The sequence below is a fragment of the Endobacterium cereale genome, assembly GCF_009617585.1.
GTDB classification, from domain to species: Bacteria; Pseudomonadota; Alphaproteobacteria; order Rhizobiales; family Rhizobiaceae; genus Neorhizobium; species Neorhizobium cereale.
In genome coordinates, this window is record NZ_WIXI01000049.1 from 64584 (window position 1) to 76693 (window position 12110).

12 protein-coding genes are annotated in these 12110 nt (G+C 59.7%); 6 read left to right on the forward strand and 6 right to left on the reverse strand.

What is annotated here, in order from left to right; genetic code table 11:
- The first annotated feature begins 41 nt into the window (after positions 1-41).
- Complete coding sequence (locus tag GAO09_RS22230) at positions 42-1112, forward strand: DJ-1/PfpI family protein (protein ID WP_153357745.1); 1071 nt, start codon at positions 42-44, stop codon at positions 1110-1112.
- Here GAO09_RS22230 and GAO09_RS22235 read toward each other — a convergent pair whose 3' ends face one another.
- From GAO09_RS22235 to GAO09_RS22255, 5 genes are read right to left on the reverse strand one after another with little or no spacing between them, the layout of a single operon-like run.
- Positions 1113-1685: a sarcosine oxidase subunit gamma gene (locus tag GAO09_RS22235; protein WP_153357748.1), complete on the reverse strand. Its 573-nt coding sequence runs from the start codon at positions 1683-1685 to the stop codon at positions 1113-1115. It abuts the gene before it with no gap.
- Entirely contained in the window at positions 1678-4686 is a 3009-nt protein-coding gene (locus tag GAO09_RS22240; RefSeq protein WP_153357752.1) for a sarcosine oxidase subunit alpha, read from the reverse strand. The genes GAO09_RS22235 and GAO09_RS22240 overlap by 8 nt, the downstream gene beginning before the upstream one ends.
- Positions 4683-5039 carry a sarcosine oxidase subunit delta gene (locus tag GAO09_RS22245; RefSeq protein WP_153357755.1) on the reverse strand — a complete coding sequence of 119 codons (357 nt, stop codon included), beginning with the start codon at positions 5037-5039 and terminating at the stop codon, positions 4683-4685. Before GAO09_RS22245 ends, GAO09_RS22240 begins: the two co-directional genes overlap by 4 nt.
- Before the next feature lie 12 nt (positions 5040-5051).
- Entirely contained in the window at positions 5052-5471 is a 420-nt protein-coding gene (locus GAO09_RS22250; protein ID WP_153358331.1) for a hypothetical protein, read from the reverse strand.
- Between the two features lie 2 nt (positions 5472-5473).
- Positions 5474-6727: a sarcosine oxidase subunit beta family protein gene (locus tag GAO09_RS22255; RefSeq protein WP_153357757.1), complete on the reverse strand. Its 1254-nt coding sequence runs from the start codon at positions 6725-6727 to the stop codon at positions 5474-5476.
- Positions 6728-6972: 245 nt separating this feature from the next.
- Here GAO09_RS22255 and GAO09_RS22260 point away from each other — a divergent pair, with 245 nt between their 5' ends.
- From GAO09_RS22260 to GAO09_RS22270, 3 genes are all read left to right on the forward strand, one after another.
- Positions 6973-8040 (forward strand): acyltransferase family protein, encoded by a 1068-nt coding sequence (locus GAO09_RS22260; protein WP_153357761.1) that lies wholly within the window; start codon positions 6973-6975, stop codon positions 8038-8040.
- Between the two features lie 202 nt (positions 8041-8242).
- A complete protein-coding gene (gene rpsU, locus GAO09_RS22265; RefSeq protein WP_112728665.1) occupies positions 8243-8482 on the forward strand; it encodes a 30S ribosomal protein S21 in 240 nt (79 codons plus the stop codon).
- 145 nt (positions 8483-8627) lie between these two features.
- Positions 8628-9503 (forward strand): tetratricopeptide repeat protein, encoded by an 876-nt coding sequence (locus tag GAO09_RS22270; protein ID WP_410768425.1) that lies wholly within the window; start codon positions 8628-8630, stop codon positions 9501-9503.
- Positions 9504-9604: 101 nt separating this feature from the next.
- On the opposite strand, the gene GAO09_RS22275 is transcribed toward GAO09_RS22270, so the two are convergent.
- Positions 9605-9829: an aa3-type cytochrome c oxidase subunit IV gene (locus GAO09_RS22275; RefSeq protein ID WP_153357768.1), complete on the reverse strand. Its 225-nt coding sequence runs from the start codon at positions 9827-9829 to the stop codon at positions 9605-9607.
- Between the two features lie 203 nt (positions 9830-10032).
- On the opposite strand from GAO09_RS22275, the gene GAO09_RS22280 reads away from it, so the two are divergent.
- Both GAO09_RS22280 and GAO09_RS22285 read left to right on the forward strand, forming a co-directional pair.
- Positions 10033-10572, forward strand: a complete 540-nt coding sequence (locus GAO09_RS22280) for a TRAP transporter small permease subunit (RefSeq protein WP_153357771.1) — start codon at positions 10033-10035, stop codon at positions 10570-10572.
- Between the two features lie 16 nt (positions 10573-10588).
- Positions 10589-12100 (forward strand): TRAP transporter large permease, encoded by a 1512-nt coding sequence (locus GAO09_RS22285; protein ID WP_153357773.1) that lies wholly within the window; start codon positions 10589-10591, stop codon positions 12098-12100.
- Positions 12101-12110: the final 10 nt, after the last annotated feature.

Consider the following 12110-nt stretch of genomic DNA (forward strand, 5'->3'; position numbering starts at 1 on the left):
TATGTCATTTCCGCCATCATCTGATACGGCTACCAAGGGCCATGAAAAAGCGCTTCATCGTCCCGCTCGCGATCATCGCCATTTTTTCTACCGCCATCGTCTGGATGAACGCACCCGCACCCGGCAATATCGGTTCAACGAGCGACAAAACGCCGACACTGACCATTCCCGAAGCCAACGGCAGGCGGCCACTGGTTCTGCTCCTCGCGGAGAATGACGGCACGGAAACCACTGATCTCATCGTGCCTTTCGGCATCCTGAAACAGGCCGATATTGCCGATGTGGTGATTGCCGCCACGAAAGCCGGGCCTGTGACGCTGATGCCAGCGCTTACCATCGAGCCGGACATCACGCTCCAGGACTTCATGGCGCGCTACGAGCACCGACCGGATGTGATCATCGTGCCGGCCTATCACCATGCCGCAAATCCTATCATCGAAAATTTTGTGGCTGAACAGGCCCGGGCCGGCAAGACAATCGTCAGCATCTGCGACGGTGCGCTGACCGTTGCGCGCACCGGCATTTTTGATCACCGGCGCGCCACTGGCCATTGGTTTTCGCTGCGTGGTCTGGCGTCGGATTTTCCGGATACGCAATGGATCACCAACCGCCGGTTCGTCACAGACGGCCCGATCATGTCCACAACAGGTGTCTCGGCCTCGATCCCGGCCAGCCTGTTTCTCGTCGAACAGCTTTCCGACCGGGTAACAGCCGAACGCACAGCGCGAAAACTTGGTCTGCCGATGTGGTCGGATGCACATCTATCGGAAAATTTCCGTCTGACGGCTGGCCGCATAACTGCCGTCGCCAGCAATGCAGCCGCATTCTGGCTGCACGAGACCATATCGATCCCGGCACAAGATGGCTTTGACGAAATCGCTCTGGCGCTACAGGCAGATGCATGGTCGCGCACCTACCGCTCGCAGGCCATCGTTCGCGGAAATGGCGTGATCACGTCGCGCAACGGCCTGAAGCTGCTCCCCACCGACATGCAGGCAGATGTAAAGATGCCCGCAGAAACCAGTCTCGCGGGCATTCTTCATTCGATCGGTAAACGTTATGGCGCGGCCACGGCCGACCTCGTAGCCTTGCAGCTGGAGGCAGACCCCTGATTAGAGCGCCGCGTCGCCAGCGCCTTCAGCCAGTAGCCCAAAGGCATAGGTCGAAAACGACCGCCAGACCTCCACCCGGAACACATCTTCGGCCGTTCTGAGCAGCACGATCTCCACCTTGCCAAAGATGGTGCGTGAGCAGGCGCCGACGGGAAACGCCGCAAGCGACAGATCCTGCGGGCAACCGGTGTTGATGGTCGCAGCAGCTCCGGGACCGGACACGAGAATGGCCGTGTTACGGTGAGATACGTCGGCCGCAGAATGTGGCACACTGGCCTTGGCCGCCTCTGCCATCAAACCACTGCCAATCTCACCCGGACCATCAGCAATCACCAGCCACTCATCCGGCCCCAGCCACATGGCAGTGCGGCCATTGGCGGAAGCCGAGGTCTTTGGTTCTGTCGGAAGATCGACACCAAGCGCCGCCGACAGCGCGGCAACATCCGCAGCCGCCACGCGCAAGGAAATGCGCTCTGCCGGTGCTGCCAGTTCAAGCCGGGCGACGGACGAACCGCCATGAGCGCCGGCAAGCGGAAGGGTTCTCGTAGCGATCTCAGCCCCAAAATCAACCATTGATGCGGCCTCCTTCCTTGTCGACAAACACCACGTCGGTCACTTCGACGGCGATCGTCTTGTCCTTCATCGGCACGTAAAGCGTTTCACCCATTTTGGCGCGACCGCCGGCCACCAGCGCCATGGCAATCGACCGGCCGAGATTTTCCGACCAGTAGGACGAGGTGACATGGCCAAGCATGGTCATCGGTTTCGGCTGGTTCGGATCGGCAACGATCTGGCCGCCCTCTTCCAGCACCTCGTTCGGATCCTTGGTCAGAAGTCCGACAAGCTGCTTGCGACCTTCACGCACCAGATCCGGGCGCTTGAGGCCACGGATACCGACGAAATCGGTCTTCTTCTTGGAGACGGCCCAGCCATAACCGGCATCGTCCGGCGTGACAGTGCCGTCGGTATCCTGACCGACGATGAGATAACCCTTTTCGGCGCGCAGAACGTGCATGGTTTCGGTGCCGTAAAGGCAAGCGCCGAGGCTTTGCGCGCGTTCCCAGATCGCCTTCCACACGGCCGGACCGAAATCCGCCGGCACGTTGATTTCGAAACCGATTTCACCGGTGAACGACACACGGAACAGACGCGCCGGCACACCCATGACGGTGCATTCGGCAACCGACATATGCGTAAATGCCTCGGCGGAAATATCGAGACCTTCCACGAACGGTCGGATGATTTCGCGCGCCTGCGGACCCTGAACGGCAATCACCGCCCATTGTTCGGTGGTCGAGGTCAGCCAGACCTTCAGATGCGGGAACTCCGTCTGCAGATAATCTTCCATATGCTGCAACACGCGCGGCGCACCACCGGTGGTGGTGGTCACATGGAAACGATCTTCGGCGAGACGCCCGACGACACCGTCGTCATAGATGAAACCGTCTTCGCGGGTCATGATGCCGTAACGGCTCTTGCCCGGTTTCAGCGTGTCCCATGCGTTCGTGTAAAGCAGGTTGAGGAATTGGGCCGCATCCGGCCCGACCACCTCGATTTTTCCGAGCGTCGAGGCATCGAACACGCCGCCGACTTCGCGCACCGTCTTGCACTCGCGGTTGACGGCAGCATGCATATCCTCACCGCGCTTGGGAAAATACCAGGCGCGTTTCCAGTTGCCGACATCCTCGAACTCGGCGCCTTCGGCCGCTTCGAGATGATGCATCGGCGTCTTGCGGGCCGGATCGAACAGGTCGCCTCGCGAATGCGCCACCAGCGTGCCGTAAGTGACCGGCGTATAAGGCGCGCGGAACGTGGTGAGACCCACTTGAGGGATCGGCCGTCCCAGCATTTCCGAGGCGATTGCCAAGCCATGCATGTTGGAGAGCTTGCCCTGATCGGACGCCATGCCGTTGGTGGTGAAACGCTTGATATGCTCGATCGAGTGCATGCCTTCGCGCACGGCAAGGCGGATGTCCTTGGCGGTCACGTCATGCTGGAAATCGACGAAAGCCTTCACCGCCGTATCAGGCCCTGCCCCTTCGGCAGCACCGATCATGCCACCGGTCCATTCGTAGAGGTTGGATCCGGCAAAGGCGATGGCATCGATGCTGTCGGCACCCTTGTGGCCAGCCATTTCGGCACCAGCGGAAAGCGCTTCGCCGATCAACGTGGAAAGGTCGTCAGTGCCATTGCAGGCACCGATCGAGATGCAGTCCTGCGCATAGATATCCGGTAGGAAACGATCGTTTTCGGCTTCGAAACGCAGTTTTCCGCGCGATTGCGAGAACAGGTGCACGGAAGGCGTCCAGCCGGCGGAAACCAGCAGCGCATCGACCTTGAGCTTGCGGCTGTTCTTCTCACCATTGCGGGCAACGGTGATGGAGGAAACGCGGTGGCGGCCCGCCGTATCGACCACGGAATGGCCGACCAGAACCTCAAGCCCAAGCGAACGCGCTTCAGCGAGAACGGCTTCACCGGGCAGCTTGCGGTTGTCGATGATGGCAACCACATCGATACCGGCGCGCTTCAGGTCGAAGGCAGCCTCATAAGCGCTATCATGCGCCGTATAGACGGCAACCGCGCGACCGACGGCGACACCGTGATGGTTGAGGAAAGTGCGTGCAGCGGACGCCAGCATGATGCCGGGACGGTCGTTGTTGGCGAACACCATATGGCGTTCGATCGAACCGGTGGCGAGGACAACCTTCTTCGCACGCACCTGCCAAAGACGCTCTCTCGGAAGGTCCCTGGACGGCAGCGGCAGATGGTCCGTCACGCGCTCCACGAGGCCGAGAAAACCGTGATTATAGTAACCGAACACGGTGGTGCGGTTGAGCACCGTCACATTCGGCATCGCCTTCAGTTTTGCCGCGACGCCTTGCGCCCAGTCATAGCCGTTCTTGCCGTCGATCTCGGTTGACGAGTCGAAATGCAGCGCACCGCCGACTTCCGGCTGTTCATCGACGAGAATGACCTTTGCGCCGGTCGAGGCAGCAGACAGCGCCGCCGTCAGGCCCGCGACACCGGCACCGGCAATCAGTACGTCGCAATGTTCGTAACGGCTGGCGTAGTGATCGGTATCGCCTTCCTTCGGCGCTTCGCCGAGACCGGCGGCGCGACGGATGATCGGCTCATAGAGTTTGTGCCAGGCTTCCTTCGGCCACATGAAGGTCTTGTAGTAGAAACCGGCGGCAAAGAACGGCGAGAGCAGATCGTTGAACGCGCCGATATCGTGTTTCAGCGACGGCCAGCGGTTCTGCGAGGCGATCTTTGCGCCGTCAAAAACTTCCTGCACGGTAGCGCGCACGTTCGGCTGGCGACGCGAGGCGTCACGCGACACGTCGAGCAGCGCATTCGGCTCTTCCGGTCCGGCGGAAAGAATGCCGCGTGGGCGATGGTATTTGAACGAACGGCCGAGCAGGTGCACGCCATGCGCCAGAAGTGCGGATGCAACGGTGTCGCCCTCGAGCGCCGTATAGCTTTTGCCGTCGAAGGTGAAGCGGGCGGTGCGGGCGGGTGTGTGGCGGCCGGTCCCCTTGATGCGGAATGCGCCGGAATTGGAGGAAGAGCTCATCGGGCGTCTCCTTCCATTTGTTCCCAAGTCTCGACCGTCTTTTCCTCGGCGATCGCTTCGGCTTTTGTCTCTGCCGGGATCGGCTGTTTCGGAAGGCCTGCCTTGTAGGTCATCAGGAACTTGTCGCTTACCGTATCGCGCGCCGCGTTGAAGAAGCGGCCGCAGCCATGGATATGCCGCCACCGTTCATAGGTGAGGCCTTTTTCGTTGTTGCGCAGGAAGAAATATTCCGCGAATTCCTCGTCCGAAATCGCGGCGATATTGTCCGGGCGGGCAATATGCGCCTCGCCGGCCCAACGGAATTCCAGCTCGGAACGGTCTTCCTCGCAATAGGGGCAATGGATCAGCAGCATCGTTCGTCCACCTCAAAGAGCACTATCCGGAAGGTCAGTTCCGGGAGGTTGATTACACAGGCGCTGCCCCATGGAGACATAGGGCACGAGCCTTTTCAGCAGTTGTTCAAAATCGTCATAAGGGCGAAGGACACCGGTTGTACCCATATTCACCAAGGCGACTTCCATCATGTCGGTACTGATCGCGAACGGATGCGACTGCTCGCCGTCCGGGTCTTCTCCGATGAAATAGACCACGGGCTTGAGTAAAACCTTGGCGCAGACCAGCAACCCCTTGTTTGCCAGGAATGGCCAATCCGTCTCGCTCCTGGCCCGAGTTATGGTCTGCATGCGGAAATCATCGACACCCGGAAGGATATCACTGGCAGCCGCCGGCCTTTCGCCGCCAGCCGACGCACCGAGTACGGCCGCAAGGCCTATCGTTGCGATCATCATCAATGTGCCACGGCCGCCGCAGCCGCCTCGTCGATCAGACGGCCGGTACGGAAACGGTCGAGATTGAGGCCTGCGGCCAGACGGTGCGGTTCACCGCGCGCGATCAGATGCGCGAACAGGTTGGCAGACCCCGGCGTCGCCTTGAAGCCGCCCGTACCCCAGCCGCAATTGACGAACAGGCCCGGCACCGGCGTCACGCCCTGGATCGGCGAGCGATCCGGCGTGTTGTCGGTAATGCCGCCCCATTGGCGCATCATTTTCACGCGGCGGAAGATCGGGAAGAGTTCACAGATCGCATCCAGCGTATGGGTAATGATCTGCAGGCCACCAGTCTGGCTATAGGAATTATACTGGTCGGTACCGGCGCCGATGACGAGTTCGCCCTTGTCGGACTGCGAGATATAGGCGTGCACGGTGTTGGACATCACCACGCAGGGGAAGATGGGTTTCAGCGGTTCCGACACCAGCGCCTGCAACGGGTTGGAATGCAGCGGCACGCGCACGCCCGCCATTTCCATCACCACGGATGAATGGCCGGCAGCGGACACGCCGATCTTCTTGGCGCCGATGAAACCCTTGGAGGTTTCGACACCCTGCACCTCACCCGCAGGACCGCGGCGGATGCCGGTCACTTCGCAGTTCTGGATGATGTGAACACCACGGTCGGCGGCAGCACGTGCATAACCCCAGGCGACGGCGTCGTGACGGGCGGTGCCGCCGCGCCGCTGCAACGCAGCACCGTTGATCGGGTAACGCGCCGTCTTGGAAATATCGAGAACCGGCACGAAATCCTTGGCCTGTTCCGGCGAAAGCCATTCGTTGTCGATGCCGTAAAGCCGGTTGGCATTGATATGGCGCTTGAACGACTGCTGGTCGTGGATGTTGTGCGACAGCATCATCACGCCGCGCGGCGAATACATGGTGTTGTAGTTGAGATCCTGGCTCAGGCCTTCCCACAGCTTCAGGGAATGCTCGTAGATGTCCATGCTCTCTTCATAGAGATAGTTGGAGCGGATGATGGTGGTGTTGCGGCCGGTATTGCCGCCGCCGAGCCAGCCCTTTTCGATCACCGCGATATTGGTGATGCCATGTTCCTTGGCGAGGTAATAGGCAGCCCCCAGACCGTGGCCACCGGCGCCGACGATGATGACGTCGTAACTGGAGCGCGGCTCGGGCGATGTCCATTGCTGGTCCCAGCCCTTGTGGGCACGCATTGCCTCGCGTGCGATGGCGAAAACCGAATATCTGCGCATCTGGCCTCTCTTCCTTGCTCCACCTCAAGGGTCTTTCGACCACATGACTTGGGTAATGTCATACCCATCGCAAATCAACATGCAGCGTAATGGCTGTTTTGCGACGCTTGAAGGGATTGTTTCGACACGGCGAAAATCGAAGCATGCCTGACGCAGCGCAGACACATTAACCAACCACGGATGATCCACTTGCGCGGCAGATGTAATTACGGCTCAGTACTATCGGGCAGATTGGGGACGCGTTCATGGAAAAGCTGCATTCCATTCAGTATCTGCGCGCCCTGGCCGCACTTCTGGTCGTGGTCGCACACTCATTTTCTCATCAGATCGGCGTAGAAAATCCATTTGTGGTTCTCGCAGGACGTCTCGGGGTCGTACTGTTTTTCGCGATCAGCGGCTTTATCATGGTCTATATTTCCGGATCGGGCGCGTTTTCCCCTGCAACCTTCCTGAAGCGACGCGCCATACGCATCATTCCGCTCTACTGGCTGTTTACCGGCCTGACCGCACTGATTGCCGCTGCTATCCCCACTCTTTTGCAAACGACCGTCTTCACATGGCCGCACTTCATCCAGTCACTGCTTTTCATTGCGCATGAGGCGCCGGGCCGGGGCGGCACCAGCCCCATGCTGTCACTCGGCTGGACACTGAATTATGAAGCCTATTTTTACGTCGCCTTCGCTGCATTGGCCACGATGGGTGCCCTCACCCGCGTTCGGCTGCTGACATCGTTGTTTGCAGCCACATGGATTGCCGGACTGATACTGGCACCGGAAAATGCCATTCTGAAATTCTACCTGAATGTATCGCCGCTTGCCTTTGCTGCCGGCGCATGGATCGGCTGGCGGCAACTGAACGGCGGCTTTCGCTTCGGTAAACATCACATCCGGGCACTTGGTTGCGCCGCGGTGACGGGCGTTCTGCTTGCGCTTGTTGATGATGGCCGGGGCTGGACAATGCAACTGAGCTTCTTCGGGCAGGTGCTTTGCGCTGCCAGCCTGCTGGCTGCTGCCCTGGCAAGCGAGCCTCGCCTGAAGCGCGTGGCACTTCTCGGCTTGCTGGGCGACTCATCCTACGCTCTTTATCTTTCGCACATGTTCGTCATCGGCGGCGTCACCCGGATTGCCACCCGCCTGATCGGCACGGAAAACGATATAGGACTGCTCGCGACCACGAGCGCCTGCATCCTCGCCTCCTGTTGCGTCGCCGTTCTTGTCCATCAACGCATCGAAATGCCGCTGCTGCGGCTTCTTTCCCGAAAACGCCGCAGGGATAGGCTTTTGCAACCCAACGAGGTTGCCGCGGCCAGATAAGCACCGGCAGCAACACCGCTGGGTTGAACGGTGCATAATGAACACAATTTTTCATAATTACCCCCGCAGTATCTGGACTTCCCCCCGATCACCTGTTAATAGCCCTGCCAAATCGCACGGTTGACGCCGCGCGTACGTAACTCTATCGCCAAAAATCCTGTCGAGGAACCGGCGAACACAAACCAAAGGAACGGGATTTCACGTGCAGGTACTAGTCCGCGACAACAACGTTGATCAGGCACTCCGCGCTCTCAAGAAGAAGCTGCAGCGCGAAGGTGTTTTCCGCGAAATGAAGATGCGCGAAAGCTATGAAAAGCCTTCGGAAAAGCGCGCTCGCGAAAAGGCCGAAGCCGTTCGTCGCGTTCGCAAGCTTGCCCGCAAGCGCATGCAGCGCGAAGGCCTGCTGCCGCAGACCCCGCGTCCGGCACGTCCGGCTCGCTAATCTGTCGTCTTTTCGACGTTTTCTCATGCTTTAGAGCGGCGGCGACCTGACGGACGCCGCCGCTTTTTGATTTCTGTCTGGATTTCCGCCCTGTCGTTCAGGCTGGTATCCCTGCTCATATGAGGACAAGCGCCTGATGGCTGCCATGACTGCCGCTGATTCCATGTCGAATGGTGTTTCGCATTCCACAGCCCGTCTCCGCCGCGGCATTGCACCCATTGCCCTCATTTTTCTTGCTGCCAGCGCTCTGACCGCTTGCCAGTCGACCGTAACCTCGATGGATACGATCCGGCTCGATCGCGCCCAGGGCTCGGAACAGAACATTGCCTCGCTGACATCCGTCATCAACGCCAATCCGCAGGATCCGGAAGGCTACAACGTCCGTGGTTCGGCTTACGGCCGCGCTGGCGACTTCCGCCGCGCCCTGGACGATTTCAGCCGCGCCCTGCAGCTCAACCCGCAATTCTACCAGGCCTATGCCAACCGTGCGCTGGTCTATCGCAACATGGGCAAGCCGGTCGAAGCGGCCAATGACTACAACGCCGCGCTGCAGATCAATTCGAACTATGACGCCGCCTATATCGGCCGCGGCAATATCTACCGCCAGGCCGGCCGCACCAACGAAGCCTTCAACGATTTCTCCCGCGCCATTCAGCTGGAAACCACGGATGGCCGTGCCTATCACGGTCGTGGCCTGATTCTGCAAAGCCGTGGCCAGCACGCGCAGGCGATCGACGACTTCTCCAAGGCGATCTCGCTGGCATCCACCTCGCCGGAACCTTATAACGGCCGTGGCGTATCCTATGTCGCGCTGAACGACGACGAAAACGCGTTTGCCGATTTCAACCACGCCATTGAGCTGGATGACAAGATCGCCGAATCCTGGGCCAACCAGGCGCTCGTTTATGAGCGGCGCGGCGACAAGGCACGCGCCGCGAAATCCTATTCGCACGCAGCGCGGCTCGATCCGAACTACAAGCCGGCCAAGGATGGCCTTGCCCGAACCCGCGGCGGCGCCTGAACGGCACGCAAACTGCCCGAACAGCACGTAAGCTGGATGAACAAAGATTGACGGCCTCGCTGATGCGGGGCCGTAGTCGTTTCAGGACCGGGTGAGAAAACTCAGCGCAGCAGGAAAACGCCGGCGGCATTGAGAATGATAAAGACAATCAGGCCGCCGAGAAAACCGCCACCGGACAGAAACCCGACGGCCATGGCGATCAACAGCACGACGGTGGCCATCGTTCCCCACTTGGCGCCCGCCAGAAAAAGACCATAGGTCTTTTCATGCTCGCGATAGTCCATTTCGGCACCGGTCTCGATCGGCCCGCTGTTGTGATGCTCCATGCACGCTCCTCCCAGATCAGCACGGGGCGCCCAGATGACGCCCACACGCAATTGATCCGTGTCGGCGGCCGTTCTGTCAAGACCGGTTCGGCGGCTCGCCATGGCAACATAAGTTGCATACGCGCCATCTTTCAATTTGACGCCTGTTTTGTTACATCGCGAAGAGAGGAGAAGGATGGTGGAGGAACCATCCGGGGGGACAAATGGCGGCACTGCTTCGTTTGAGCAGCCTGATCGACAGGCTGAGCGAGATAATAGGAAAATTTTCCGGGTATCTCGTTTTATTTTGCTGCCTGATCAGCGCCGGCAACGCTCTCATACGTTACACATTCAACATCAGCTCCAACGGCTGGCTGGAAATCCAGTGGTACCTGTTCGCCTTCATCGTGCTGATGGGGGCCTCCCATACGCTGCGGCTGAACGAACATGTCCGTGTCGACCTGATCTACGGGGCTGTGTCCGAAAGGAAGCGGTTATGGATCGATGTGATCGGTCTGACCCTCTTCCTGCTGCCCGCCTGCATCTATCTGGCATGGATCTGCTGGCCGTTTTTCTGGTTGTCCTGGGTTCAGGGCGAGGAATCCTCCAATGCCGGCGGGCTGATCCGCTGGCCGGTCAAGCTCACCATCTTCGCCGGTTTCGCGCTTCTTGTGTTGCAGGGGCTTTCGGAGTTGATCAAGCGCATCGCCGCGCTGATGGGACAGGCCGCGGTCGACACGACCTACGAAAAACCGCTGCAGTAAACACCGGGAGAGAGACATGTTCGCTTACGGTGTGATGCCGCCCTTGATGTTTGTCGGCATGATCATCTTCATGCTTTACGGTTTTCCCGTTGCCTTTTCGCTCGCGGCAGTCGGGCTTGCATTCGGTGTTCTGGGTGTTTTGACCGGTCATTTCGAACAGGTTTTTCTTCAGGCCCTGCCCTTCCGGGTTTTTGGCATCGTTTCCAACGACCTGCTGCTGGCCATCCCGTTCTTCACATTCATGGGTGCCATCCTCGAAAGATGCGGGCTGGCGGAGGATTTGCTCGAAGGCACCGGCAAGCTTTTTGGCGCAGTGCCAGGTGGCCTCGCCTATGCGGTCATCGTCGTCGGTGCCATTCTCGGCGCCATCACCGGAACGGTGGCAGCCTCGGTCATCACCATGGGCGTGATATCACTGCCGATCATGCTGAAATACGGCTACAGTCCGCGCCTTGCCACCGGCGTCATCGCCGCATCCGGCACGATCACCCAGGTCATCCCACCATCGCTCGTGCTCATCGTTCTCGCCGACCAGCTCGGTCGTTCGGTGGGTGACATGTATCTCGGTGCCATCGGCCCCTCCATCCTCCAGGTGACCATCTTCCTTCTGTTCATTCTGGCACTCTCCATCTTCCGCCCGAAGGATGTGCCGGCTCTGCCGCCGGAAGCACGCGGTGAAATGAACATGGCGCTGGTCATGCGGGTGCTCTGGGGCATGATCCCCTCTATCGTGCTGATCTTTCTCGTTCTCGGCACCATTTTCATGGGCCTCGCCACGCCGACGGAAGCCGGTGCGCTCGGCGTCGTCGGCGCCATGGGCATTGCCGCCCTGCACGGTCGCCTGACATGGGACCTGACACGGCAGGGTATGCACACCACGATGCAGATCACCTCCATGGTGGTGTTCATTCTTGTCGGCGCCACCTGTTTCAGCCTCGTTTTTCAAGGCATGAACGGCGGATTGTGGATCGAGCACCTGCTTTCTCACGTTCCCGGCGGCGCAATCGGCTTCCTGATTTTCGTCAACATCTTCATCTTCTTCCTGGCCTTCTTCCTCGATTTCTTCGAGATTGCCTTTATCGTCATCCCCATGCTGGTGCCGGTGGCCAATGCGCTCGGGATCGACCTGATCTGGTTCGGCGTGCTGATTTGCATCAACATGCAGACCAGCTTCATGCACCCGCCTTTCGGGTTCGCACTCTTCTACCTGCGCTCCATCGCGCCGCGCTCGGTCAAGACGAAGGATATCTATCTCGGCGCCATACCCTGGCTCTGCATGCAGCTGATCCTCGTTGCCATCGTTATTTTCTGGCCCGAGTCGGTGACCTACTGGCTCGACAAGACACCGGCAGTCGATCTCGACTCGATCAAGATCGAAATTCCGGGTTTTGGTTCCGGCGACGGCAACCAGATGCCCAATTTGGGCCTGCCGCCGTTGGACGGCGCACCGACGCAGCCGGGCGGCTTACCGGGACAGGGCCTACCGGGCATGCCGAACCTGGGAGAGCCACCGCAGATCAACCCGTAAGGGTTGCTCT

Bases quoted from the DNA above. Each gene is read 5' to 3' on its own strand.
- GAO09_RS22230 (WP_153357745.1), top strand. From the start codon at position 42: ATGAAAAAGCGCTTCATCGTCCCGCTCGCGATCATCGCCATTTTTTCT.
- GAO09_RS22235 (WP_153357748.1), bottom strand. From the start codon at position 1,685: ATGGTTGATTTTGGGGCTGAGATCGCTACGAGAACCCTTCCGCTTGCC.
- GAO09_RS22240 (WP_153357752.1), bottom strand. From the start codon at position 4,686: ATGAGCTCTTCCTCCAATTCCGGCGCATTCCGCATCAAGGGGACCGGC.
- GAO09_RS22245 (WP_153357755.1), bottom strand. From the start codon at position 5,039: ATGCTGCTGATCCATTGCCCCTATTGCGAGGAAGACCGTTCCGAGCTG.
- GAO09_RS22250 (WP_153358331.1), bottom strand. From the start codon at position 5,471: ATGATCGCAACGATAGGCCTTGCGGCCGTACTCGGTGCGTCGGCTGGC.
- GAO09_RS22255 (WP_153357757.1), bottom strand. From the start codon at position 6,727: ATGCGCAGATATTCGGTTTTCGCCATCGCACGCGAGGCAATGCGTGCC.
- GAO09_RS22260 (WP_153357761.1), top strand. From the start codon at position 6,973: ATGGAAAAGCTGCATTCCATTCAGTATCTGCGCGCCCTGGCCGCACTT.
- GAO09_RS22270 (WP_410768425.1), top strand. From the start codon at position 8,628: ATGACTGCCGCTGATTCCATGTCGAATGGTGTTTCGCATTCCACAGCC.
- GAO09_RS22275 (WP_153357768.1), bottom strand. From the start codon at position 9,829: ATGGAGCATCACAACAGCGGGCCGATCGAGACCGGTGCCGAAATGGAC.
- GAO09_RS22280 (WP_153357771.1), top strand. From the start codon at position 10,033: ATGGCGGCACTGCTTCGTTTGAGCAGCCTGATCGACAGGCTGAGCGAG.
- GAO09_RS22285 (WP_153357773.1), top strand. From the start codon at position 10,589: ATGTTCGCTTACGGTGTGATGCCGCCCTTGATGTTTGTCGGCATGATC.